The sequence below is a fragment of the Luteimonas sp. gir genome (genome assembly GCF_037198055.1).
In the GTDB taxonomy this organism is placed as follows: domain Bacteria; phylum Pseudomonadota; class Gammaproteobacteria; order Xanthomonadales; family Xanthomonadaceae; genus Luteimonas; species Luteimonas citri_A.
The window spans coordinates 61,813-85,017 of the sequence record NZ_JBBAXQ010000002.1; the positions used below are offsets into that span (position 1 = coordinate 61,813).

Consider the following 23,205-nt stretch of genomic DNA (forward strand, 5'->3'; position numbering starts at 1 on the left):
ACCGCGGGGGACGAGGGTTTCCAATCTGCCGGCGGCCAAGGCCGGCGCGCGGGTGCGCCGCATCGGCACAGTCTGCCGCCGCCCATAGCCCGGGAACACGTGACAGCTGTCAGGCGATCGTACTGACGTTTGCGCCTGCTGCCACGCGGGTCCAGCGCCAAGACTGGCGGCTCCCGGTCCGAAGGAGACGCGATGATGTCCATGCCTGCGATCGCCCACTCGCCCACACCCGCCGCCGCCGAGCCGCTCGCGCGTTTGCGCGGTGTCGTGCGCACCCGCGGGCGCGTCCGTGTGCTCGATGGCGTGGACCTGGCGGTGCCGCCCGGCCAGGTCACCGCGCTGCTCGGGGTCAACGGTGCGGGCAAGTCCACGACCCTCGACGTTCTGCTCGGCCTGCAACCTGCCGACCAGGGCGAGGCCCGGTTGTTCGGTCGCCCGCCCACCGACCCGGATGCACGATGGCGGATCGGCGTGATGCTGCAACAGGCGCAGTTGCCGGAACGACTGCAGGTCGGCGAATTGCTGGCGCTGGTGCGCAGCTGGTATCCGGCGCCGCGCAGCCTGCCGGACTGCGCCGCCCTGGCCGGGCTCGAGGGGCTGCTGTCGCGGCGCTATGGTCGGCTGTCGGGCGGGCAGCAACGCCGTGTGCAGTTCGCGCTCGCGCTGTGCGGCCGTCCGCAATTGCTGTTCCTCGACGAGCCGACGACCGGCCTGGACCACGACGCTCGGCGACAGGTCTGGAAGACGGTCCGTACCCTGGTGACCCGCGGGGCGGGCGTGTTGCTGACCACGCACGACATGGCCGAAGCCGAGGCGTTGGCCGATCGCGTCGTGGTACTGGCGGCCGGGCGTGTCTGTGTCGCCGGCAGCGTCGATGCGGTGCGGGCGCGAGTCGCGCAACGGCGCGTGGCCTGCGACAGCGCGCTGCCGGAAGGCGAGATCGCGACCTGGCCGGGTGTGATGTCGGTGTCCCGGACGGAAGGGCGTTTGGCGATCGTGACCGACGATGCCGACGCGGTGGTGCGCAGGCTGCTGCAGGCCGATCCGCAGGCCGGCGGGCTCGAGGTGCGCCGCGCGGACCTGGCCGAGGCGCTGACCGCTGGACCTGGGCAGGCCCGGGCGGGAGCAGGCGCATGAGCGCGCGGACCCGGATCGGCGCGTCGGCCGGGCGGGCCCGGGGCGTACGCGCGGTGGCGCAGACGGTGCGCTGCGAACTGCTGCGTCTGCTGCGCGAGCCGATGTACGTGCTGCCCACCTTGCTGTTTCCTGCAGCGTTCTACGCGATGTTCGGACTCGTGCTCGGCGGCAACCGGGGTAGTGCCGAGGCCGCCCGCTACCTGCTGGCGACGTACGGGGTGTTCGGCGCGATGGGGGCGGGTCTGTTCGGGTGTTCGGTGACGCTGGCGATCGACCGCGAACGCGGATTCTTCGCGTTGCAGCGTGCGCTGCCGGCCCCCGGCGGTGCCTGGCTGGTGGCGCGTGCGGCGATCGCGCTGCTGTTCTCGTTGATCATCGTGCTGGAGCTGGCGGCGCTGGCGACGGCGTTCGGCGGCGTGTCGCTGGCGCCGGCGCAATGGGTGCAACTGTGGACCGTCACCGTGTTCGGCGCGCTGCCGTTCTGCGCGATCGGCTTGCTGCTGGGCAGCGTCGCCAGCGCCAATGCCGCGCCGGCCTGGGCGAACGTGCTGTTCCTGCCGATGGCCTTCCTGTCGGGTCTGTGGCTGCCGTTGTCGATGCTGCCCGATGCACTCGCGCAGTTGGCGCCGCTGTGGCCGGCCTATCACCACGGCCAGCTCGCGCTCGCGGTGCTGGGGGCAGATGCCGGGGGCGCCGCTGGCGTGCACGTCGCGGTGCTGACGACGACGACGGTGGTCTGCGCGGGGCTTGCGCTGCGCCGGCTGGCGCGGGTGGGCTGAGCGCATGGACCCAGATCGCCTGCCGCCCCTGGGGCCGGTTACGCTGGCGGCCGTGAGCGCCCAGATGCCAGACCCGATTCCGCTTCGTCCCATCGCCGGGCTGCGCCCGGCGCCCGATTCGGTGCTCGGGATGGCCCTGCGCCAGGGCCGGCCGGCATGGAGCGAGGGCATCCACGCGCTGTGGTCGGTCTGGGTGTTCGTGGTGCCGATGTTCTCGCAACGCGGCTACGACCTGCGCTGGCTCCTGCTGACACTGCTGTCGTATCCGATGTTCCTGGCGCTGTTCGTCGGTGCTCTGGTTCTGCCGCCGCGCCGCGCGCCCTGGTGCGCGGCGGCGATGATCGCGATGTGCTTAGGCATGCTGCCCTGGTACGTGTCGGGCTTGAGCTACTTCGTGTTCGGTTGCGTGTTCCTCGGCACACTGTCGCGCGGGTCGGTGTGGCGCTATGCGCTGACGCTGGCGGCGCTCAATGCGGTGTTGCTGGTGTGGGCGCGCTGGCTCGGCTATCCGTGGACGGCGCTGGCCTGGATGCCGCTCACCACCGGGGTGATCGGCATGCTGGTGCATGTCGACCGCCTGCGGCATGCGCAGGATGCGGCACTGCGGCTGTCGCATGACGAGGTCCGGCGCCTGGCCGCGGTTGCCGAGCGCGAGCGCATCGGGCGCGACCTGCACGACCTGCTCGGGCACACGCTGTCGATGGTCGCGCTCAAGGCCGATCTCGCGTCGCGGTTGGTCGATCGTGATCCCGGTGGCGCCCGCCGCGAGATTGGCGAGGTCGGCGGCATCGCACGCGATGCGCTCGCGCAGGTGCGCCAAGCGGTCAGCGGTATCCGCGCGGCCGGGCTCGCCGCCGAGCTCGCATCGTCACGCTTGCTGCTCGAGACTGACGGGGTGGCGTTCGACTACGTGCTCGACGACCACGTCGTCGGCGCAGGCCTGCCGCCCGAGGTGGAAACGGCCTTGGCGATGACGCTGCGCGAGGCGGTCACCAATCTGCAGCGCCATGCCGGCGCGCGCACCGCGCAGGCGGCGTTCTCGCGAGAGGGCGATGCGATCCGCCTGCAGGTGATCGATGACGGCCGCGGCGGTGCGATCGTGCCGGGCAATGGCCTGTCGGGCATGCGCGAGCGCATCGAAGCGCTGGGCGGCCATCTGCATGTCGAAGGCGGCGCCCAAGGCACCCGCGTCGATGCGCGCATCCCGCTGCCCGCCCCGGTGTGGGTGCCGGGGACGCGCCTGCGCGCCGGGGCCTGCTAACGTCGCGCCATGCCGCGCATGCCCACCGCCGACGCGCCGTTGCGCATCCTCATCGCCGAGGATCAGGCGATGCTGCGCGGCGCGCTGGCCGCGCTGCTCGATCTGGAGCCGGACCTGGCCGTCGTCGGTGCGGTGGGGGATGGCGAATCCGCGTGGCGCGCGCTGCAGCGCCTTGCCCCGGACGTGCTGGTGGCCGACATCGAGATGCCGGGTCTCACCGGCCTGGAGCTTGCGCAGCGCATCCAGCGCCATGGGCTGCCGGTGCGCGTCGTCATCGTCACCACGTTCGCGCGGTCCGGCTATCTGCGCCGCGCGCTCGACGCGGGCGTCGGCGGCTATCTGCTCAAGGACGCGCCGCCCGAGCAGCTCGCGCAGGCCCTGCGCCGGGTCCACGCCGGCGGGCGGGCGATCGACCCGCAACTCGCGCTCGAGGCCTGGAGCGAACCCGATCCGCTGAGCGAGCGCGAACGGCAGGCGCTGCGCCTTGCCGGCGAGGGGCTGGATGCGACCCAGATCGCGGCGCGGCTGCAGCTCTCGCATGGCACGGTGCGCAATTACCTGTCGGAGGCGATCGGCAAGCTCGGCGCCGGCAACCGCATCGAGGCCTACCGGCTCGCCCGCCAGAAGGGCTGGCTGTAGCGACGGCCGCAGCTGGCTGTGCGTAGTGGCGGCGGGCTGCTAGCCTCGTTGGCCCGTGCTCGGTTGTGCACGCTTGCCGGAAGGCCCTGTGATCCGATCCTCGATGCCGCTGGGCGGCCGTGTCGTCGCCCTCATCGCATTGCTGTGGTACCTGTTCGGCCTGTTGCTGCTGATGCTGCGGCTGGCCACGCTGCCGGCGCAGACCGAGGTCGCAACGACCGCGCTCCCGATGTGGTTCGATCTCGTCTCCGGCCTGGCCGTAGTCGCCGGCACGTCCGGCTCGGTCGCGCTGCTGCTGGCCCGCCGTTGGGCGGTGCCGATGCTGCTTGCGGCCTTCGTCGCGGTCGCGGTGCTGGTCGGCGCCGGCCTGGTGCTGCAGCCTGCACTGTTTCCCACCGGGCCTGCGATGCCGGTGCTGCTGGTGCTGGTGGTCGGTTCGATCTGGCTGTTCGCCCGCTCGGCCGCACGGCGCGGCTGGCTGCGCTGACGACGCGGCGTTGCCGCCGCGCCGTCGGCCGGCGTTTTTCAGCCGCAGCGCGCCTGCAGCATTGCCCACGCCGCCCGCAGGCCCAGTGCCTCGCCGCCCTGCGGATGGCCTGGACGGCTGCTGTCGTTCCAGGCGTAGGTGTCCAGGTGCGCCCAGGGCAGATCGCCAGGCACGAAGCGCTCCAGATACAGCGCCGCGGTGACGCTGCCGGCCATGCGCGAGCCGGCATTGGCGATGTCGGCGATGCCGCTGGTCAGGTAGCGCAGGTACGGCCGCCACAGCGGCATGCGCCAGACGGGGTCGCGGGTGGCTTCGCCGCCGGCGATCCAGGCGGCGGCCAGGGCATCGTCGTTGGCGAACAGCGCAGGCAGGTCGGGCCCGAGCGCGATGCGTGCCGCGCCGGTCAGCGTGGCGAAATCGAGCAGCGTGTCGGGCGACTGCTCGGCGGCGTAGGCGAGTGCGTCGCATAGCACCAGGCGGCCCTCGGCATCGGTGTTGTCGATTTCCACGCTCAGGCCCTTGCGCGTGGCGATGACCTCACCCGGACGCAATGCATCGGGACCGATCGCGTTTTCGACTGCCGGCACCAGCAGCGTGATCCGCAGCGGCAGCTGACGCGCCATGACCAGTTCGGCCAGCGCGATCGCGTGTGCCGCGCCGCCCATGTCCTTCTTCATGTTGCGCATGCCGTCAGCCGGCTTGATGTCCAGCCCGCCGGTGTCGAAGCACACGCCCTTGCCGACGATCGCCACATGCGGATGCGAGGCGTCGCCCCACTGCAGGTGCAGCAGGCGCGGTGCGCGGTGCGAGGCACGGCCCACGGCATGGATGGCCGGGAAGTTCCTTGCCAGCAAGGCATCGCCGACGATGCTCTCGAACGTGGCGCCATGTGCGGCGGCGATGTCGCCGACCACCGCCTCCATCTGTTCGGGCCCCATGTCTTCGGTCGGGGTGTTGACCAGGTCGCGCACGCGCGCGGTCGCGGCGATCAGGTCGACGATCGCCGGATCGGGGTCGAGCGCCAGGCGCGCCGGTTTGCGCGCGGTGGCCTTGTAGCGGGTGAAGCGATACGCACCCAGGCCCCAGCCCAGCTGCAGTGCATCGGCCGCGTAGTGGCCGACCGGGTGCCAGCACCCTTCGGGCAGGCCGTAGACGGCATGCGCGTAGCTGTCGGGGTCGTGCGCATCGCCGATACCGATCACCGCGCCGGCCAGGCCGTCGCCGCCGGGCAGCAGGGTCAAGGCGCCCGCGGCGCCGTCGAACGCCTGGGCATCGAGCCAGTGGCCGATGGCGGCCGGCTGGCTGTCGCGCCAGGCAGCGTAGTGCTTGCGCGAGACGATGTGCAGTGGGCGGGCATCGCGTGCGTCAGCGGCGAAGAGGTCGGTGATGTTGTGGGTCATGAGCGGGTCCGGTCAGGCGTCGTCGCGGCGGTCGGCACGGTGTCGAGCCAGTCGGCGAGTGCGGTGAGGGTGTCGAATTGGAGATCGGGCGTCAGCTCGGGATGCTCCCAGCGGCGGCCTTCGCGGTTGATCCAGCAACTGCGCAGCCCCGCGCGCGCGGCACCGGCGACGTCCATCTCGATGTGGTCGCCGACGTGCAGCACGTCGCCATGCGCGCAGCCCAGCCGCGTACAGGCGGCATGGAAGATGCTCGCGTCCGGCTTCGCCGCGCCGTGCTCGCGCGCGGCCAGCTTGAACGCGAACAGATGCGACAAGCCGATGTGTTCGATGTCGGCATTGCCGTTGGTCAGCGCCGCCATCGGCACGCGCGCGGCGATCCGTGCCAGTGCCTCGAGGCTGTCGGGATAGAACTCAATGCGGTTGCGCTCAGCGTGGAACACCCGATAGGCCGCATCGAGCAGGCCGACATCGCCCCCGCTGTCGCGCAGCGCGTGCTCGATCGTGAGCTGGCGCAGGGCCTCGACATCGTGCGCCAGGTGCGCGTTGTCGGCGAACATCTGCGCGCGCAAAGCGCGCATGCGTTCGATCGGGTAGCGCTCGGCGGTCGCCGGACTGTGTTCGCGCAGGAAGGCGTCGAGCGCCTGTTCGATGCGGGTGCCGATCGGTGCGAACGGCCACACGGTGTCGTCGAGATCGATGGTGATGGCGCGGATGGGAAATCGCATGCGGCCATTGTAGCGGGCGTGCTCAGGCCAGCAGCCGCGCCCAGCCCTCGAAGCCCTCCACGCGCCGGAGCACCAGCTTCACACATACCAGCAACGGCACCGCCAGCAGCAGGCCGACGATGCCCCACATCCAGCCAAACAACAGCAGCGCCAGCACCAGCATCAATGGCGACAACGCCATCCGCCGGCCCAGCACGATCGGGGTGACGAATTGGCCCTCGAGCGTGTGCAGCGCCAGATAGATCGCCGCCGGAATCACCGGCGCCCAGGCCGGGGTCGGCCAACTGCCCTCGTAACTGACGAAGCCCATCAGCAGCATCAGCAGCACGCCGATCAGCGGACCGACATAGGGGGCGAAATTCAACAGCGCGACGACCGTCCCCCACAGCAGCGCATCCTGCAGCGGCAGCCCCATCCACAGCAGGATGCCGGCAAACAGCGCGCCCAGCAGTGTGTTGATGATCGAGATGGTCAGCACGTAGCGGGAGATCTCGCGTTCGATCGACTGCAGGATGTCGACCGTGAGCTTGCGGCGCTGCCGGTCGGGCAACAGAGCGATCGCGTTGCGTTGCAGGTTCTCGCCATAGACCATGAAGAAGAAGGTCAGCAGCACCACTGCCAGCACTGAAGCCAGCATGCGCGGTGTAGCGACAAGCGTGCGCCACGAACTGTCGTCCTGGATCCGCACCAACTGCACGCGGCGTTGCGGCCGGTCCTCGGTCGCGCGGGCGAAGGTCTCCGCCGCCCGGTTGGCCTGCTGCACCGGCTGGGTCATCTGCTTCAGACGCGGCGCCAGCGCACGCAACTGCTTGGGCGCCTGCTGCACCCATTCGCTGGCTGGCCCGTAGAGCTGGGTGCCGAGCATGCCGGTGGCGGTGAGCCCGGCGGTCAACACCAGCAAGGCGCCGACGAAGCGGGGAATCCACAACCGGCGCAGGCCGCGCAGCACGGGATTGCCGACCAGCGCGAAGAACATCGCCAGCAGCACCGGCAGGATCACGCCTTGCGCGGCCCACAGCGTGGCGAGCACCACGAGCGTGGTCAGCACCACCAGCGCAGTCGATGCGCGTGGACGGGGAGCGACAGGCGTGGGCACCGGCGGCGGTGCATCCTCCGGCGGAGGCGGCGTGGTCGGGGTGCTCATCGAAGGAAAGGGCGCGTCGGGGGCGCGCTCAGCGTCCGGATTCCGAGATTTCGGTGGCTGCCTCGGCAGGCCGGGGCTGGGCGTCGTGGGTGGGCTCGGGGCGACGGCGATCGGCGCGGGGGGACGGGACCGATACGGTCACGGTGTCGTCTGCGCCAGTCGTGACATGGGCCGATGCGGCGGCAGGATCGACGGGTGGGGCAGTCGCAGCAGCGCTTGCGGTGGGCGATGTCGCCTCGGTGGCGGCGTCGGCTGCGGCGTCTTCGGAAGCATCGGCGGCTTCGGCCGCCTGCTTGGCACTGACCGCGGCGATCGTCGCCTGGATCGACGACGCCAGGCCCGACAGCGCGCTGATCATCTGCAACGATTTCGGCCCGCCGATCTTGCCCAGCCGCCGCAGCGCCCGCTTGGGCTGCGAGACGCCCATCGCGAATCCGCCGATCAGGCCGGCAATCACGATCCGCGATGGCGTCCAGGCCTCGCGCCAGCTCGAACGCAACGCGGCGTGGCGGTCGAGCGTCTGCACCACGCGCCCATCGACCAGCGCCTCGGCACGTTCGACCCGTGTCTTGAGACCTTCGAAGTTCATGGCGTCCTCGATTGTGGCGTTGGCCGCGGCGGCGGGACGGCCTCGTCGTCCTCGTCCGGCGTGCTTTCGGAGAACAGCCCCAGCCGTGTCAACTGGCGCCGGGTGGCGTGCATGCCGGCATGATCGAAGAACACCGAGACCCGCCAGGCCGCCAGCGCGGTCACCAGCAGACTGATGGCCATCGCGATCGAGATCGAGGCCAGCCATGACAGGCCCCAGGATTGCAGCAACGCGATCGCGGCGCCCATGGCCAGCAGCCAGGCCGAGGCGCCGAACACCACGGAGACTGCCGACCACGCCAGGGCCCGACCCAGTGCGCTGCGGGCCAGGGCGAAGTCGGCCGAGACCAACTTGCGCAGGGCGCGCCCGGTATCGAGCCCCGAGCCCAGCGTCTCCTTGGCCGCCGCGCGGACGCGGCGGACGCTTTCATCCAGGTTCGGCACCTCGCCGGGCGCGCGGGTTGCGCTCCCGGCCGGTTGCCCCTCGCGCGGGTCTTCCCCGGTCACGCGCTCGGTCATGTCGATCCGCGATTACTTGGTACGGGCGAGCTTGGCGATGATCCAGCCCGCCGCGAACGCCGTGCCGAACGCGGCGATGGGACGCTCACGGATCAGGTCGGCGGCACTGTCGATCAGATCGCGGCCCTTCTCCATGAGCAGGTCGGCCTGTTCCTTCGCTGCGGCGGTACCTTCCTCGACGGCGGCCAGCCCGGCAGAGGCCGAGCCGGCGAGATCGGCCTTGACGCTGGCCTTGCCGAGCTTGAGCTCCTCGCCCGCGACACCGGCCGCATTCTTGACGGCCGAGGTCGCGTCACGCGCAGCCTGCGCCAGGTGGTTACCGGCTTCGCCGAGATTGGACTTCACCGCTTCGGTCGAGGTGGGGCTCATCTTCGCTCACTCCTGTGTGGGACGTGCCGTGCGGACGCGCACGGCGCGGATGGGGTCAACGCATGATCACGTTGTAGATGCGTCCGCCGCGTGAAATGCGCATGGCCAGATCGGTCGGACGGTTGGCCAGCGAATCGCGGAATCCGGCAAGGTCGCGGAACTCGCCACTGTTGGCTGCCAGGATCAGGTCGCCTTCGCGCAGGCCATTTTCGAACGCGCGGCTGCCCGGTGCCACCTTTTCGATACGCACACCGCCGATGCGGTTGTTCTGGCGACGGATCGCCTCAGGCAGGTCGGCCAGGGTCGCGCCGGCCAGGCGCGGATCGAAGCTCGCGCCGTCGCGGGGCAATGCGCGCAGGCGGGTGTCGATCTTCAGTGGCTTGCCGTCGCGCAGCACCTCCAGCGTGACCGGTGCATCGAGCGTCTGCAGGCCCTGGAAGTTGCGCAGGGCCTCGCTGTTGTCGATGCGCTGTCCGTTGGCGGCGATCACCACATCGCCGGTCCGCAGCCCGGCGTCGGCGGCCGGAGAGCCGCCGTAGACGCGCGTGACCACCGCGCCGCGCGGGGTCTCCAGGCCCAGGCCTTGCGCGATGCGCGCGTCGACGGTCTGGGTGTCGACGCCGAGCGTGCCGCGCTGCACGCTGCCGGTGGTCGCCAGTTGGGTCATCACGTTGCGCGCCAGACCGATCGGGATCGCGAACCCCAAGCCGATGTTGCCGGCCATGCTGCCCTGGGTATTGAAGCTGGCGGTGTTGATGCCGACCAGTTCGCCGCGCAGGTTGACCAGCGCGCCGCCCGAGTTGCCGGGATTGATCGACGCATCGGTCTGGATGAAGTTCTGGAAGCCCACACCCGGCACGTTGCTGCGCTCGACCGCCGAGACGATGCCCGAGGTCACGGTCTGGCCGAATCCGAACGGGTTGCCGACCGCGACGACGAAATCGCCGACCTGCAGATTGCTGTCCTGCGCCAGCGGGATCGCGGTCAGGCCGGAGGCCTTGACCCGCATCAGCGCCACGTCGGTGTCGACGTCCGAGCCGATGAACTCGGCCTCGAGCGTGCGCCCGTCCGACAGCGTCACCGAGACGTCGTCGGCGCCTTCGATGACGTGGTGATTGGTGAGCACGTAGCCCTGCGCGGCATCGACGATGACACCCGAGCCCAGCGATTCGTTGATGCGTTCCTGCGACAGCTCGGGGAACATCCGGCGGAAGAAGGGATCGTTGCCGAACGGGCTCACCCGCACGCGCTGCTTGGTATGCACCGACACCACCGAGGGCGTGACCTGGCGCAGCATCGGCGCCAGCGACGGCAGCGGCTGGCCATCGACGGCGGCGGGCAGGGCGACCATCGGCACTGCGGCTGTGCCGGGTGGCGTCGCCGCCGCAGGCTGCTGCAGCGCGTCGCGCATCGCAGTGGCGGCGAAGCCGCCGAATGCGGCGGCAAGGGTCAGGGCGAGAAGCGTGGTCTTGGCTCGCATGGCGGTGGCATCCCCTGTCGGCGTGGCCGTGGCGGAACGAATCGGGTCGGAGATCGAACGTAGTGGCTGCGGCGGCGTTGCTCAAGCGTCTGCAAGACCGGCGGCGGCCAGCGCCCGCGCAGTGTCGCTGCATTCGCTTGAATCGGTGTTGAAGTCCGCATTCATGCGCCCGCCGTTGCGCGCCGCCCGATCAGGCCGCGCGCCCTGCCGGTGCGGCAACCAGGCAGGGCCGCCAAGGTGCGCCGACCACGGCGCGCCGCTACTCGACCGCAGCGGGGCGCGTTACATTGCCGGGTGCGGGCAATGGGCCCGTACGCACAGGACGGGGGCTGCAGCATGGGCAAGGACAAGGGGAAAGCCGCCGGACGCGCCGGCGATGTGGTCGCTGTCGTGCGCAAGCGGGTCCGCACGGCCGCGGCATCGGTCGAGACCTCCGCCCGGCAGGCCGAGGCGGCCGTGGCGGACGGCGCGCGCACGCTGGGCGATCGCGCCAGCCGGATCGTGGCCAAGGCCGCCGATGCGGTGAGTCGGCGCGTGGCCGCGGCGCGCGAGACGCTGGAGAGCGCGCAATCGGCCGCCGCGTCCGAAATCGCCGCGCTCAAGCGCAAGGGTGTCGGACGGACCGCGACCGAGCGCGCGGCTGCGAAGGCGCGTTCGGTGGACGCCGCCAAAAAGACGGCTGCGCGTCCGGGCGCCAAGCCGGCAGCGAAGACCGCCGTTCGCAAGGTCGCCAAGAAGGCCGCCCGGCAGCTCGCCGACGCCGGCAACGTCGTCAAGAAGGCCGCGAAGAAGACCGCCAAGGCAGCGACCAAGAAGACCGCCAAAAAGGTGACCAAGAAGGCGACCAAGAAGACCGCGGGCGCGACGACGACCCAGGCAGCGCGTACCGGCACGGCGACCAAGGCCCCGCGCAAGTCGGTCGCCAAGACGCGTTAGGCACTCGCGCGTCGGTCTTGCTGGACGCCATGCGGCGCGGCGCAGGCCGCACCGAACGGGCTGCTCGACCGCCATGCCGTGACGGCATGGCGGCGATGGCTCAGGCGACCGCCTGGCTCAGATCCGCGATCCGGTAGCCGGCGCCGGTGATCGTGTGCAACAGCTGGACCGGCTGGTCGCGGTCGATAATCTTGCGCAGGTTGTACAGGTGGCTGCGCAGTGTGTCGGAGTCGGGCAGGCTCAGCCCCCAGATCTCCTGTTCGATCTCCCGGCGGGTCACGACCCGTGGCGCTTCGCGCATCAGGATGGTCAGGATCTTCATCGCGATCGGCGCGAGATTGAGCTCGCGTCCGCCGCGCTGGACACGCAGCGAGACCGGGTCCAGCCGCAGGTCGCCGACCTCCAGCACCGCAGCCCCGACCTCGCGGCGATCGCGGCGGATCAGCGCCCGGATCCGGGCCTCGAGTTCCTTGATGTCGAACGGCTTGGTCAGGTAGTCGTCCGCGCCGGCCTCCAGACCCTCGATCTTCTCCTCCAGCGAGTCGCGCGCGGTCAGCATCAGGATCGGGGTCGCATTGCGGCCGTCCGCGCGCAGGCGGCGGCACACCTCGATGCCGCCCAGGCGCGGCAGCATCAGGTCCAGCACGATGACGTCGAACGGATTTTCGGAGGCGATGTTGTAGGCGTCCAGGCCGTCGGCGGCATAGTCCACTTCGAACCCCCGGCTTTCCAGATACTCGCCGACCGGCTCGGAAATATTGCGGTTGTCCTCGACCAGAAGGACGAGGCCCCCGGGGCTGTGATGCGCCATCCAACGAACTCCGACTGCAATTAAGGTCCGCGAAGGTCGCATCAAATCGGTGCAGGTCCGGTGAACGCGGCGGCGCCTAGGTCAGGCGGTCGTGCAGCGTCGTCAGGCGACCGCGGCCGCGGCCGTTTCGGTCCGATCGCGGCCGCCGCGCTTGGCCGCATACATCGCCGAATCCGCGCGGCGCAGCAGGGCCGCGGTGTCCCGGTCGAGCGGGTGCAAGGCACTCACGCCGGCGCTCAGGGTGACCTGGAGGCCGGCGATGCCCAGTGCACTGCCGATGTCCTGCAGTGAGACGCGGAGCACGTCGATGCGGGTCTGCGCATGCACCGGCTCGGCGCCGGGCAGGATGGCCAGGAATTCCTCGCCGCCCATGCGCGCGATGTGGTCGGCATCCCGGAAGGCGTGTCGCAACGCGCGGGCCACATGACGCAGGACGCGGTCGCCGGTCTCGTGGCCATGGACATCGTTGATGCGCTTGAAGTGGTCGACGTCGAGGAAGGCGATCGTCAGCGGTGTGTGGGTCTCGCGCGCATCGGCCATGCACTGCTCGAGTCGTTCCAGCGCGGCACGCCGGTTGGGCAGGCCGGTCAGGGCATCGGTCTGCGCGAGCATGCGCATCTCGTCGCGTTGTCGACGCAAGCGGCCCAGGCGCAGTGTCAGGGTCATGCTGCAGGTCAGCGCCAGCCAGCCGCCGGCCAGCATGAACGCCTCGACTTTCCACAGCGCCAGCGCATCGGGCCAGGCCGCCTGCAGGCCGGCGATCGGCAGGAACGGGATGACGCCGGCCAGCAGCAGCAAGCCGTCGCCGCGGCGCTGTGTCAATGCGGTCAGTGCCGCGATCGCGAACGCCAGACACAGCAGATAGAAACCCAGCTCGATCGCAACCGAGAGGCCCGCCACTGCCCGCACCGGCAGCCAGGGGACCACGACGGTCATCGCGATCAGGCCGCGCGCACCCCACGTGGCGGCGCGGTCGAGCCGTGGGTGTCGTCGTCGCAGGCCCGACTGGCGCAGCAAGGCGCTGGTGGTCAGTCCGGCCATGCCCAGCCCCAGCCCGACCAGGGCCAGCACGGTCATGCCGGCCACCGGAAGCCAGGGGCGGGGCCAGGCCCACAAGCCGGACAGCAACGCCTGCCACAGTGCGAACAGCGATGCGGCGACCGCATAACTGGCGAATGCACGCTCGCGGGTGGCGAAGAACGCCAGCAGTGCCGAGACCAGCAAGGTCAGCACCACGGCGATCGACGCGATGCGGACCGCGAAGCGGGCGATGTCGGCTCGCTGGATCGGCGCGGGCTCGCCCAACTGGACGATCGGACGCCACAGCGGCAGCGCGTTGTCGTCGAAGCCGACCTCGATCGGCGCGGTGTCGCCCGCCTCGGGCACGATCACTGCACCGACCCCGGCGCGGAACCGCGAATCCAGCGACCGGGCGTCTTCGGGCGAGCCACAACGGATGCGCGTGCCATGCCGGATGTCGACCGAGCCGGCGAAGGTGTTCATCACCACCACGGCCTGCGGCGCGCCGGACCAGCCGCCTTCGGGGGCCGGCAGGCGCAGTGCGACATGCGGCCCGGTGTGCGCATGGTCGCAAGTCTGTGAGGCCTCGACCGCCGTCGTCGGCTGGCCCGTGACCACAGGCGCATCGTCATGCCACCCGACGCAGGCTGCCAGCGACAGCACGCCTGCACAGATCGTCAGCAGCCCCGCCTTGCGCATCCCCGATCCTGCCTTCATGCCTGCCTCGTCCACCGCTTCGCGTCGAAGCAGCCCCTGCGCCTTCCCAAGGAAGGGACGACATGGTACGGGATGGGCGGGATCGGCCGTCGTCCGAGTTGGCGTACCCTGTCGCGCCCCGCCGGATCCGCACGATGGGTACGCGCGCCATCGTCCACCTCCTGCTCCACGCCGCCGTGCCGGCGCTGCTGGCCTGGATGTTCTGGCGCAAGCGGTTCCTGCACGCCTGGGGCCTGCTGTTGCTTGGCTGGCTGATCGATCTCGATCATCTGGTCGCCGACCCGGTATATCAGCCCGATCGCTGCAGCATCGGATTCCATCCCTTGCACACCGCGCCTGCGGTCGCGCTCTACGGCGTCCTGGTGGTGCCGCGGCGCACGCGGCTGCTGGCGATCGGTCTGCTGGTGCACATCGCGCTCGATGCGATCGACTGTGTGTGGATGCGTCACGGCTGACCAGCGTCGGACCGCGGCCAGCGGCGATTCAACGAAACACTGGTAGCGTGGGCCGTCGCCCTCGGGCGTAAAACGGGACCTGCGCCATGCGCACTTCGATGCTGACCTGGCTGCTTGCGGCCGCACTGGCGCCGCCGTTGGCCCATGCCAGCGATGGACGCGCCGACCTGCGCCTGCCCGAGACGCCGATGTTCACTGGCGAGGCCGCCTTCGGCGAGGGCGAATACACCGGGCCGCGCACCGCGACGCCGGCCTGGCGTCAGCGCCACGACGACGCCCTGGTGCGGCGCGGCGGTTGCCCGACGGCGCCCGACGGCCAGGAGCGCGCGATCACCGGCAGCGTCAGCACCGGCATCGGCCATTCCTCGCGCGGCGGCACCAGCCACTGGAACGCCGCCGATCTGAATCTGTGCCGCGAGCGCGAAGGCGAGGCCGGTGGCACCGTGAACCTCAATCTGCGCGTGGCGCGCTCCGACGGTCCCATCGGCTACCGCGGCCTGGGCCTGCTGCCCGGCGAAGGGATGTACGACGGGTTCGACACCCCGTTCGGGCCGACCTGGCGCGACATCCATGAGCCGTGGCCGGCCGGGCGGACGCGCTCGGGCTCGTGGACCGAGGGGCGTCGGCCCTGGCGCTGAGCGTGCCGCGCTCGAGCCGCGCCACATTGCATCGCGCTCACATCCGCCTGCCTACATTGGCTCGGCGCCATCTGGCGCGATGCAGCGAAGTGGAGGCGAAACGATGACGATGAAGATTCCCCAGGGCGCGATGATCGTGGTGGCCAACGGGGGCGCGGCGCGCGTGTTCACCAACGTTGGCGAGGCAGGCACGCTGGCGCTGCGTCAGGAAGCGTTGCTCGAAGGCATGAACCTCGACGACGACGGCCCGGCCGGCGCGATGCCTGCAGAATCGAGCGCATCGCAGCTCGACGAGGCCACATTCGCCAAGCAGCTGGCCCTGGGGCTCAACGAAGGCGCGCTGAAGAACAAGTTCACCGACCTGGTGCTGATCGCCGACCCGCACACGCTGGGACGGGTGCGTCCGTTGCTGCACAAGGAGACCACCCAGCGCCTGGTCGCGGATCTGGCCAAGGACTACACCAATCTGCCGCTCGACGCGATCGAGCGTGCATTGTCTTGAGCCGGAGCGGCTGATCATGGCCTGGACCGCACGTTACTCCGCGAACGCGCCCACGCGCGACGACATCGACGCCATGACAGGCGTGCTCGCACTCGAGTTCGGAACCAACTGGTGCGGTCACTGCCAGGCCGCGCAGCCGCTGCTGCGTGCTGCGATCGAGCGGCGTCGGGATCTTGCCCACATCAAGGTCGAAGACGGCAAGGGCCGGCCGCTGGGCCGCAGCTTCGGCGTGAAACTGTGGCCGACCCTGGTCGTGCTGCGCAACGGTGTCGAGGTCGCCCGCGTCACGCGCCCCGGTTCGGTTGAAGACGTGGAGGCTGCGCTCGCCGCATCCGACTGAGTCGAGCGGTCAGCGTGGCGCGCGCTTGCGCGGCAGCGACCGGAACCGCGAGACATGCGGATGGTCCGGCACGGCCCAGCGCCAGGGGCGGTCGGCGGCGCGACGGATGCCGATACGCGGCGTGGCGATGGGCGCATCGGGTGGCGGCGTACCGTCGTCGCCGATCCACAGGCGAGCGCGGCGCGAGGTCAGGTCCAGCCCGCCATCGGCGCCCGAGACCCCGAAGGCCTGGGCCAGACGCCCCGGCCCGGACGCCAGCAAGGCCGGGTCGGCGGTGCCGCGTGCGGCGGCCATCTCGGGCAGGCCGAGCAACGGCTCGGCTGCGCGCAGCAGTACGCCATGGCCGCAGCGGTCGCCGCACACCGCGTTGATCGCCCAGTGGATGCCGTAGATGAAGTACGCGTACAGATGGCCGGGCGGTCCGAACATCACCCGGTTGCGTGGCGTGGGGCCACGGAACGAATGGGCCGCCTCGTCCTCGGCGCCGCAGTAGGCCTCGACCTCGACGATGCGGGCCCGGCGGCCATCGCGGGCCACCAGGCACTTGTTGAGCAGGTCCGGCGCGACGCGGCGGGCATCGCGCGCGTAGAACGATCGGGGCAGGGGACGCATGGTGCGAGCTTGCCGCTGCCGGCATCGCCGGCGCGCGAAACCGGGCCGGATCAGCCCTCGAACGGCTGCACGGAGGTGACGCGCAGGCGCAGGACGCCGCCGGGCGTCGGCCAGTCGATGCACTGTCCGATCGACAGACCGAGCAATGCGGCGCCGACCGGCGCGAGCACCGAGACGTGGCCCTTGGCGACATCGGCCTCCTGGGGATAGACCAGGGTGAGGTGGCGCGGGGCACCGTCGGCGTCCTCGCACTCGACGACCGTGTGCATGCGCACGACATCGGGGGGCATGGCGTCGGGGGGCAGCACCTCGGCGCGGTCGAGCTCGCGCTGGAGCAGTTCGGCCGTCGGGTGGTTGCGCAGCGCGGGCGACTGCAGCATGGCTTCGAGCCGCGCCAGGTCGATGCTGGACACAGTGATCGCCGGCGTTGCGCCAGCATCGGACGGCGGCAGGCCGCTGCGGGGAAGCGTGGACATCAGGTTCTCCATCAAGAAGGGCCGGCAACGGGTGTGCCGGCGAGACACAGACGAAAGGCGACGCCCTCGCGTCGCCCCCGAGGTCGATTGTGCCCCGCCACGCGCGCGCTGGCGATCCCACCCCGGTTCCGGTGGGTGCGCCGGTTGGCGTTCGTGCAGATAGTGCAGCCCATCGACGCGCTGCACACCGGGCACTCATCGGGCGGCATTCATGATGCGTTGGCGCCGGTCACCCCGGTCGTCGCTCTCATTGACTGAAGGCCGCCATGACCCCGATCCGCTATCTGCTGCGCCACTGCGCGGCTTCGCTCGACTGGACCCTGCTCGACGCCGGCTCCGGACGGACGCTTTCTCACCACCCCACGCGCGATGCTGCGTTCCGACAACTGGCGAGCGACGCCTCGGTGCTGCTGTGCGGCGCCATTGTGCGCATCCACAGCGTGGATGGCGGCTTTGAAGGCGAACGCGTGGTCCCTGCGATAACGCCGGCATCGCCGCTTCCCCGGCGCGAGCCCGAGGCCTGCTGGCAGCCGCGGGCGCCTGCGATGGCGTGACGCGCCCTCGGCAGGCCGGCGTGGCACAGGATCGCGTCAGGCCGGTCGCGGTGGATCCTGCGGGCGGGTGGGCGACGGTGGATCGCGCTGCGGCTGCGGGTCGCGTTCGGGATCGCCGGGCGTCGGCACAGGCGGATCGATCGGCCGGTCGGGCATCGGGTCGTGCATCGGATGCGGTGCCGAGCCGGGCACGTCACCGTCGGGCATCGGGGCATCCTGCGGATCTGGCGTGCGCTGCATGTCGTCATCCTCGTTGGGGAGCGCACGACCCTGGCCCGCAGCGCGGAGGCAGCACGTGAAGACCGGCGCGGTCGCTTCACGCGGCCATGGAGAGAATGCACGCATGTCCAGCCGACAACCCGCGCCGGTGGCACCCGGTCCGAGCGATGCGTAGGTTCGTGCAGGCCTTTGGTGATGCGCCGTGGCCGCCGGCGCTGCCCCGGACCGTCGGCGAGACGTTGTCGGCCACCCCGCCGCGCTACAACATCGGCAAACGGCGCCCGGCGGCGGTGATCGTCGATCGCGGCGACGGCCCGGTCGTCGAGGACTTCGACTGGGGCCTGGTGCCGCGCTGGTCGCCGTTGCCCGAAACGCCCTACACCACGGTGACCGCGCGGCTGGCGCGGGCCCCGCGTAGCCGGATCTTCCGGCGGCCCTGGGAGACCCGCCGCTGCGCGGTGCCGATGAACGGCTACTACAAATGGGACCGCAGCGGCGAGACGCCGGTGCCGTACTTCATCCAGGCGCAGGACGGCGAGCCGCTGTTTGCTGCCGGGCTGTGGGACCACTGGGCCAAGGACACACCCGAGCTGTACACGTTCGCGGTGCTGACCCATCCCAACCCGGCGATCCCGGCGCCGCTGGTGCCCGACGGTCCGGTGTTCATGCCTGCCGCGGCAATCGGCGACTGGCTGGCCGGCCCGCCCGCGGCACTGCGCTTCCTGGAGACCATGCCGCAGCCATTGCTGGAGGCCTATCCGGTCTCGCGGCGCATCCGCAGCCCCGATGTCGACGATTACACGCTGCTCGAGCCCGCGGCGCACGAGCGCCACGACGACGAGACCGACGGCGACTGGCTGGCGCACGCCTTCGACGAAGACGACGACTGACGCGCTGTTGCGGTGCCGGTGGCGACGCGGATCAGAAGCGCTTGCCGGTCACCGGGTCGCGACGCGGGTCGGGCACGGCGTGCATCCGCTCGAGCGTCTTCGCATCGGGCGCGCTGCGCTGGATGTCCCAGTCCTGGCCGCGGGGATAGGCGCCGACGACGCAGAACGCCGCGTCGGCCCGCACGCAGCAGTGGCCGGTGCCGACTGGCAGCAGCAGCGCATCGCCCGCCCCGACCTCGACGATCGTGCCGTCGGGGCCGCCCAGCATCAGCGCGGCGGTTCCGGCCGCCACGCCGAGCACCTCGTGAGCGCTGGAATGGAAGTGGTGGTAGTCGTAGACCCCGCCGCGCCAGTCGGGCGGCCAGCCGTTGGCCGAGAAGCGGGCTTCAAAGGCCGCGGCGTCGAAGGGTGCATCGGTCGCCATGCGCAGGCCACGGTAGATGCGCACCGGAAGCCGCGGATTGTTCGGCACCCAGTCGTTGCGACTCAGCGTCAGGCGTTCCTCATGCATGGGGCGGGGACAGCGGGTGGGGGCCCGCACCATAGGTCGGCTCCCGTCGAAGCGCCGCGACGACGACGTACGTCCGTCAACCCGGCAACGCGACGTGCAAGGGCACGGCGCCGTCCCAGCGCGCGCGTCCACCCAGCGCTGCCAGTTCGACCAGCACCGCAGCTCCGACGACCTCGGCGCCCTGCGCCCGCGCCAGGGCGTATGCCGCACGCAGCGTGCCGCCGGTCGCCAGCACATCGTCGACCAGGACCACGCGTGCGCCGGGCGGCAACGCATCGGCATGCATTTCCAGTCGGTCCTGGCCGTACTCGAGCGCGTAATCGTGGTGCAGCACGCGTGCGGGCAGCTTGCCCGGCTTGCGCACCGGCACAAAGCCCGTGCCCAGCGCCTGCGCGAGCGCGGCGGCGAAGATGAAGCCGCGCGATTCGATGCCCACGAATGCGGTCGGCGGCATGTCGCGCCACGGCGCGGCCATCGCCTCGATCGCAGCGGCGAATGCGGCACCCTCGGCCAGCACCGGGGTGATGTCCTTGAAGACGATCCCGGGTTTGGGGAAATCGGGGATCTCGCGGATCAGAGTCGACCAGTGCGGCATCGAAGGGGCTCGAGCAAGGGGCGGGGATGATCGCCGCAATCGGGCCGCCGACACAATGTTCACCGGGACGGGCGTATTCGCCGGAAGTTTCCTGCCGGAACCGGTATGCCCGCCCAACGTGCCTCGCTCGCCTGTGGCTTCGTCCTGGCTGCCGTGCTGTCCGCCGCGCCCGCGCAGGCGCGCACGGTCTGGCGCTGCGTGCGCGACGGCACGGTGAGCCTGTCGACGGCGCCCGAGCCCGGATCGAAGTGCGAGGCCCGCCAGATCGCCGACGATGCGGTGCAGACGCCGAACCTGTGGGGTGCGATGGGGGTGTTCAGCGGTGTGTTGTACGAGCGCGAGCAGGACGGGCAACGGGTCTACGGCACGCGTCGGTTGCCGGGCGCGCGCGAGTACCTGCGCTTCACTGCCCACACGCCACCGGGCGAGCCCGCACACGAGGGCCTGGGTGCGGTGGGTGTACCCAGGCTGCAGCCGCATTCGGCGGTGTTCGCGGCGGCTGCGAAGGCCTATGGCTTGGATGAGGCTTGGCTGCGCGCGATCGCGCATGCCGAGAGCGGCTTCGATGCCGACGCGGTGTCGCCCAAGGGCGCGCGCGGAGTGATGCAACTGATGCCGGACGTGATCGCGGACTATGGCGTTGCCGATCCGCACGCGCCCAGCGAATCGATCCGCGCCGGCGCCCGGCATCTGCGCGCATTGCTGCGTCGCTACGGCGATGATCGCACGCTGGCGCTGGCCGCCTACAACGCCGGGATCGGCGCGGTGACGCGTTATGGCGGCGTGCCGCCTTACCCCGAAACGCAGGCCTACATCGCGAAAGTGCAGGCGCTGTACGTGCGCTATCGGGCGGCGATGGGCCACCCGGTGGAGCGCCCGGCGCTCTGACCTGCTGCCCGCAGGCCGCGATTGCGCGGCCTGCGGGCCGGTGACGGGTATCGCGTCTGCGGCGACGCCGCCGCGCTCACCCCTCGCGCGGCGCCAGCCGGATCAGTCGGCCGTCCTTGCCATCCTCGATGACCCACAACGCGCCGTCGGGGCCCTGTTCGACGCCGCGGATACGCGCACGCATCGCAAAGCGTTCGGCCTCGCGCGCGCTGTCGCCGTCGATCTCCACGCGCACCAGGGTCTGGCCCGACAGGCCGCCGATGAAGGCGTTGCCGGTCCACGCCGGGAACAGCGTGCCCGAATAGAACATCAGGCTCGAGGGCGAAATCACCGGCGTCCAGGTGATCGCCGGCTTCTCGAACTCGGGGCGGGTGTCGTGGTCGGGGATCGGCCGACCGTCGTAGTGGTTGCCGTTGGAGACGATCGGATAGCCGTAGTTCGCGCCGCGCTTGACCAGGTTCAGTTCGTCGCCACCGGCCGGGCCCATCTCGCTGTTCCACAGCCGGCCCTGGGCATCGAACGCGATGCCCAGCGGATTGCGATGGCCGAGCGACCAGACCTGCGCCGCGACGCCGCCCTGGTCGACGAACGGGTTGTCGGCCGGCACGCGGCCGTCGTCCTCAAGCCGCAGGATCTTGCCGAGATTGGAGGCCATGTTCTGCGAGGGATCGAACTTCTGCCGCTCGCCCGACGAGATCCACAGCTTGCCGTCGCGGTCGAACGCGAGGCGGTGCCCGTAATGGCCGTTGCCCGAGACCTTGGGCACCTGACGCCAGATCACCTCGACGTCTTCGAGCGTGCCGGCGTCGGTGTCCAAGCGCCCGCGCGCCACGGCCGCACCGCGCCCGCCCTCGCCATCCTCGGCATAGCTCAGGTAGATCAGGCCGTTCTGCGCGAACTGCGGGTGCGGCTCGACATCGCCCAGGCCGCCTTGGCCCGCGTACGCCACGTCCGGCACACCGGTGATCTCGCGCGCCTGCCCGTCGGGCAGCGTCACCAGCTTGAGCGTCCCGGCCTTTTCGGTCACCAGCAGGCGGCCGTCGGGCAGGAAGGCCAGGGCCCACGGTTCGTCGAAGCTGGCGACCGCGGTGCTCGCGAACGGCAGGCCCTCGATCGCGTCCGCGCCAGCGGTGTCGCGCTCGGCCTGTTCCCCGCTCGAGGCCGGTGCTGACGTCGGTGCGGTGTTGGCGGCGGTGCCATCGCAGCCGATCGTCAACAACAGTGAGGCGGCGAGCGGGGCGAGCGCGAGCAGTCGTGGCATGCGGATCTCCAGGAAACAATCGGGGAAAACCCGAGTGTGGCATACGTCCGTGCGTGCGCTGAGAACGCGGCGAATGCGCGACGGTTCGTAAATATTGTGTTTTTGTTCAGTCATTGACATCGCATTGCGATGTTTGTGCGTTCGGACGCCGCAGTCCGGAAAGCCCATCGCGACGGGGCTGGCGGTGCAGTGTTCACCATTCGGGAACATCGGCTTACCCGGCATCGCCAAGCGTGTGGTTAAGGGGCCGTAATCAGGTGGGATTCAGAGGCCGCGGCGGTTCATTTCGGCGCAGGCAGGGTAGGGACCGTGCGGTATCCACTGACGAGGATGAAAGACCCCCGCGCCCACTTCCCCAAAGAAACGCAGGAGAGACCATGATGAAGAATGCTCGCAAGCCGCTGATCGCCGCCATTGCTCTGGGTGCCGCGATGGTCATGCCGATGGCATTCGCGCAGGATCCGACCGCGGAACAGGCGCCGCCGACCACGGAGGCGACCACGCAGGACTATGCGCAGGATGCGACGGCCGAGGCGCCGCAGGCGCAGCAGGGCCAGGTCACCTGGGCGGATCTGGACACTGACGGTGACGGCCGTCTGAGCCAGACCGAGGCCGCCGGCCTTGAGGGCCTGGCGCAGGTCTTCAGTGATGTCGATGCCGACGGCGATGGCTTCATCACGCCGGAGGAGTATCGCAACTACGTCAACGCCCAGACCTCGGGTGCGGGTGCCAGCGAGAACTGAGTCTCGCTTGCTTGCAGGCCGCTGATGGCGGCCTGCAGTCCAGACCAAGGCGGCCCCGTTTGGGGCCGCTTTTTTTGAATGTGGCGAGTAAACAGCTCACTTCAGTCCGCTTCGGCTGGGCAGCGGCCTGCTCGCGGGGCGCTACTCTCTCGGTGGTTAGACTGTTGCGAAGCTGTGCCGGCATTGCAGCCACCATCGATGGGGTCGAGCGCGCGCGTTTTGTCTTTGCACGCGATCTTTCGTCCACACGAAGTCGGGTTGCAAACGCCTTTAGCAGCGGACTGGCGGCCGGTGGCCGCGTCGAGCGCGCCATGGATGGCGCGCGCCCGAGTCAAGGCAGGGTGAGCATGGAGGGCCTGCGCGGCATGCCGCGCCTCCAGGCGAACGCCACACGAGCTACGCGTGGCCGGACCGCGCAGCGGCCTTGCCGAGGGAAGAGCGGCTTCCGGCCGGCAGGCCGCTGCCCATCCGAAGTGGAACTCCTTCTCGCTGAGCAAGTCGATCCCTTG

Annotated in this window: 29 protein-coding genes; 14 read left to right on the forward strand and 15 right to left on the reverse strand. The window is 70.5% G+C overall.

The features are described 5' to 3' along the window. Positions 1-195 precede the first annotated feature (195 nt). From WAF18_RS03995 to WAF18_RS04015, 5 genes are all read left to right on the forward strand, one after another. On the forward strand, positions 196-1,137 hold the full coding sequence (locus WAF18_RS03995) for an ABC transporter ATP-binding protein (RefSeq protein WP_337243990.1): 942 nt from the start codon (positions 196-198) through the stop codon (positions 1,135-1,137). After that, entirely contained in the window at positions 1,134-1,916 is a 783-nt protein-coding gene (locus WAF18_RS04000) for an ABC transporter permease (RefSeq protein WP_337243991.1), read from the forward strand. The genes WAF18_RS03995 and WAF18_RS04000 overlap by 4 nt, the downstream gene beginning before the upstream one ends. 76 nt (positions 1,917-1,992) lie before the next feature. Next, the gene (locus WAF18_RS04005) at positions 1,993-3,177 is read left to right on the forward strand and encodes a sensor histidine kinase (protein ID WP_337244367.1); all 1,185 of its coding nucleotides are present in this window, start codon (positions 1,993-1,995) and stop codon (positions 3,175-3,177) included. Between the two features lie 18 nt (positions 3,178-3,195). Next, the gene (locus WAF18_RS04010) at positions 3,196-3,816 is read left to right on the forward strand and encodes a response regulator transcription factor (protein WP_337244368.1); all 621 of its coding nucleotides are present in this window, start codon (positions 3,196-3,198) and stop codon (positions 3,814-3,816) included. 88 nt (positions 3,817-3,904) lie between these two features. Further along, positions 3,905-4,303: a hypothetical protein gene (locus WAF18_RS04015; RefSeq protein WP_337243992.1), complete on the forward strand. Its 399-nt coding sequence runs from the start codon at positions 3,905-3,907 to the stop codon at positions 4,301-4,303. Between the two features lie 38 nt (positions 4,304-4,341). Here the strand turns inward: WAF18_RS04015 and WAF18_RS04020 are convergent, their stop codons facing one another. From WAF18_RS04020 to WAF18_RS04050, 7 genes are read right to left on the reverse strand one after another with little or no spacing between them, the layout of a single operon-like run. Next, positions 4,342-5,703 carry a leucyl aminopeptidase family protein gene (locus WAF18_RS04020; RefSeq protein WP_337243993.1) on the reverse strand — a complete coding sequence of 454 codons (1,362 nt, stop codon included), beginning with the start codon at positions 5,701-5,703 and terminating at the stop codon, positions 4,342-4,344. After that, on the reverse strand, positions 5,700-6,428 hold the full coding sequence (locus WAF18_RS04025) for an HAD-IA family hydrolase (protein WP_337243994.1): 729 nt from the start codon (positions 6,426-6,428) through the stop codon (positions 5,700-5,702). The genes WAF18_RS04020 and WAF18_RS04025 overlap by 4 nt, the downstream gene beginning before the upstream one ends. Before the next feature lie 22 nt (positions 6,429-6,450). After that, on the reverse strand, positions 6,451-7,572 hold the full coding sequence (locus WAF18_RS04030; RefSeq protein ID WP_337243995.1) for an AI-2E family transporter: 1,122 nt from the start codon (positions 7,570-7,572) through the stop codon (positions 6,451-6,453). 28 nt (positions 7,573-7,600) lie between these two features. Next, positions 7,601-8,161: a protein sip-5 gene (locus WAF18_RS04035; RefSeq protein ID WP_337243996.1), complete on the reverse strand. Its 561-nt coding sequence runs from the start codon at positions 8,159-8,161 to the stop codon at positions 7,601-7,603. Beyond that, positions 8,158-8,679, reverse strand: coding sequence for a phage holin family protein (locus WAF18_RS04040; RefSeq protein ID WP_337243997.1), 522 nt, complete (start codon positions 8,677-8,679; stop codon positions 8,158-8,160). Before WAF18_RS04040 ends, WAF18_RS04035 begins: the two co-directional genes overlap by 4 nt. 12 nt (positions 8,680-8,691) lie before the next feature. Beyond that, positions 8,692-9,048 carry a hypothetical protein gene (locus WAF18_RS04045; RefSeq protein ID WP_183427831.1) on the reverse strand — a complete coding sequence of 119 codons (357 nt, stop codon included), beginning with the start codon at positions 9,046-9,048 and terminating at the stop codon, positions 8,692-8,694. A gap of 55 nt (positions 9,049-9,103) precedes the next feature. Next, positions 9,104-10,528, reverse strand: coding sequence for a Do family serine endopeptidase (locus tag WAF18_RS04050; RefSeq protein ID WP_183427832.1), 1,425 nt, complete (start codon positions 10,526-10,528; stop codon positions 9,104-9,106). A gap of 336 nt (positions 10,529-10,864) precedes the next feature. Between WAF18_RS04050 and WAF18_RS04055 the strand changes: the two genes are divergently transcribed. Beyond that, entirely contained in the window at positions 10,865-11,464 is a 600-nt protein-coding gene (locus tag WAF18_RS04055; RefSeq protein WP_337243998.1) for a hypothetical protein, read from the forward strand. A 100-nt stretch (positions 11,465-11,564) separates the two neighbouring features. Here the strand turns inward: WAF18_RS04055 and WAF18_RS04060 are convergent, their stop codons facing one another. After that, positions 11,565-12,275 (reverse strand): response regulator transcription factor, encoded by a 711-nt coding sequence (locus WAF18_RS04060; protein ID WP_183427834.1) that lies wholly within the window; start codon positions 12,273-12,275, stop codon positions 11,565-11,567. A 102-nt stretch (positions 12,276-12,377) separates the two neighbouring features. After that, complete coding sequence (locus WAF18_RS04065) at positions 12,378-14,012, reverse strand: diguanylate cyclase (protein WP_337243999.1); 1,635 nt, start codon at positions 14,010-14,012, stop codon at positions 12,378-12,380. Positions 14,013-14,146: 134 nt separating this feature from the next. On the opposite strand from WAF18_RS04065, the gene WAF18_RS04070 reads away from it, so the two are divergent. From WAF18_RS04070 to WAF18_RS04085, 4 genes are all read left to right on the forward strand, one after another. Continuing rightward, a complete protein-coding gene (locus WAF18_RS04070; RefSeq protein WP_183427836.1) occupies positions 14,147-14,467 on the forward strand; it encodes a DUF6122 family protein in 321 nt (106 codons plus the stop codon). Between the two features lie 86 nt (positions 14,468-14,553). Beyond that, a complete protein-coding gene (locus WAF18_RS04075; protein WP_337244000.1) occupies positions 14,554-15,105 on the forward strand; it encodes a hypothetical protein in 552 nt (183 codons plus the stop codon). Between the two features lie 103 nt (positions 15,106-15,208). Then, positions 15,209-15,607: a host attachment family protein gene (locus WAF18_RS04080; protein WP_183427838.1), complete on the forward strand. Its 399-nt coding sequence runs from the start codon at positions 15,209-15,211 to the stop codon at positions 15,605-15,607. Between the two features lie 16 nt (positions 15,608-15,623). Continuing rightward, positions 15,624-15,947 carry a thioredoxin family protein gene (locus tag WAF18_RS04085; RefSeq protein ID WP_337244001.1) on the forward strand — a complete coding sequence of 108 codons (324 nt, stop codon included), beginning with the start codon at positions 15,624-15,626 and terminating at the stop codon, positions 15,945-15,947. Positions 15,948-15,956: 9 nt separating this feature from the next. Here the strand turns inward: WAF18_RS04085 and WAF18_RS04090 are convergent, their stop codons facing one another. Beyond that, the gene (locus WAF18_RS04090) at positions 15,957-16,559 is read right to left on the reverse strand and encodes a DNA-3-methyladenine glycosylase (RefSeq protein WP_337244002.1); all 603 of its coding nucleotides are present in this window, start codon (positions 16,557-16,559) and stop codon (positions 15,957-15,959) included. Positions 16,560-16,609: 50 nt separating this feature from the next. Beyond that, positions 16,610-17,035: a nucleoside diphosphate kinase regulator gene (gene rnk, locus WAF18_RS04095; RefSeq protein WP_183427841.1), complete on the reverse strand. Its 426-nt coding sequence runs from the start codon at positions 17,033-17,035 to the stop codon at positions 16,610-16,612. Between the two features lie 266 nt (positions 17,036-17,301). Between rnk and WAF18_RS04100 the strand changes: the two genes are divergently transcribed. Beyond that, the gene (locus WAF18_RS04100) at positions 17,302-17,589 is read left to right on the forward strand and encodes a hypothetical protein (RefSeq protein ID WP_337244003.1); all 288 of its coding nucleotides are present in this window, start codon (positions 17,302-17,304) and stop codon (positions 17,587-17,589) included. A gap of 36 nt (positions 17,590-17,625) precedes the next feature. Here the strand turns inward: WAF18_RS04100 and WAF18_RS04105 are convergent, their stop codons facing one another. Then, entirely contained in the window at positions 17,626-17,829 is a 204-nt protein-coding gene (locus WAF18_RS04105) for a hypothetical protein (protein WP_183427843.1), read from the reverse strand. A gap of 146 nt (positions 17,830-17,975) precedes the next feature. Here WAF18_RS04105 and WAF18_RS04110 point away from each other — a divergent pair, with 146 nt between their 5' ends. Next, positions 17,976-18,698, forward strand: a complete 723-nt coding sequence (locus WAF18_RS04110) for an SOS response-associated peptidase family protein (RefSeq protein WP_337244004.1) — start codon at positions 17,976-17,978, stop codon at positions 18,696-18,698. A gap of 31 nt (positions 18,699-18,729) precedes the next feature. On the opposite strand, the gene WAF18_RS04115 is transcribed toward WAF18_RS04110, so the two are convergent. Further along, positions 18,730-19,209: a cupin gene (locus tag WAF18_RS04115; protein ID WP_337244005.1), complete on the reverse strand. Its 480-nt coding sequence runs from the start codon at positions 19,207-19,209 to the stop codon at positions 18,730-18,732. Between the two features lie 76 nt (positions 19,210-19,285). Next, entirely contained in the window at positions 19,286-19,804 is a 519-nt protein-coding gene (locus WAF18_RS04120) for an adenine phosphoribosyltransferase (protein WP_337244006.1), read from the reverse strand. A 105-nt stretch (positions 19,805-19,909) separates the two neighbouring features. Here WAF18_RS04120 and WAF18_RS04125 point away from each other — a divergent pair, with 105 nt between their 5' ends. Further along, a complete protein-coding gene (locus WAF18_RS04125; protein WP_337244007.1) occupies positions 19,910-20,692 on the forward strand; it encodes a lytic transglycosylase domain-containing protein in 783 nt (260 codons plus the stop codon). Between the two features lie 76 nt (positions 20,693-20,768). Here WAF18_RS04125 and WAF18_RS04130 read toward each other — a convergent pair whose 3' ends face one another. Continuing rightward, on the reverse strand, positions 20,769-21,953 hold the full coding sequence (locus tag WAF18_RS04130; protein WP_337244008.1) for a PQQ-dependent sugar dehydrogenase: 1,185 nt from the start codon (positions 21,951-21,953) through the stop codon (positions 20,769-20,771). Between the two features lie 380 nt (positions 21,954-22,333). Between WAF18_RS04130 and WAF18_RS04135 the strand changes: the two genes are divergently transcribed. Then, positions 22,334-22,696 (forward strand): EF-hand domain-containing protein, encoded by a 363-nt coding sequence (locus tag WAF18_RS04135; protein WP_337244009.1) that lies wholly within the window; start codon positions 22,334-22,336, stop codon positions 22,694-22,696. The last annotated feature ends 509 nt before the right edge of the window (positions 22,697-23,205 follow it).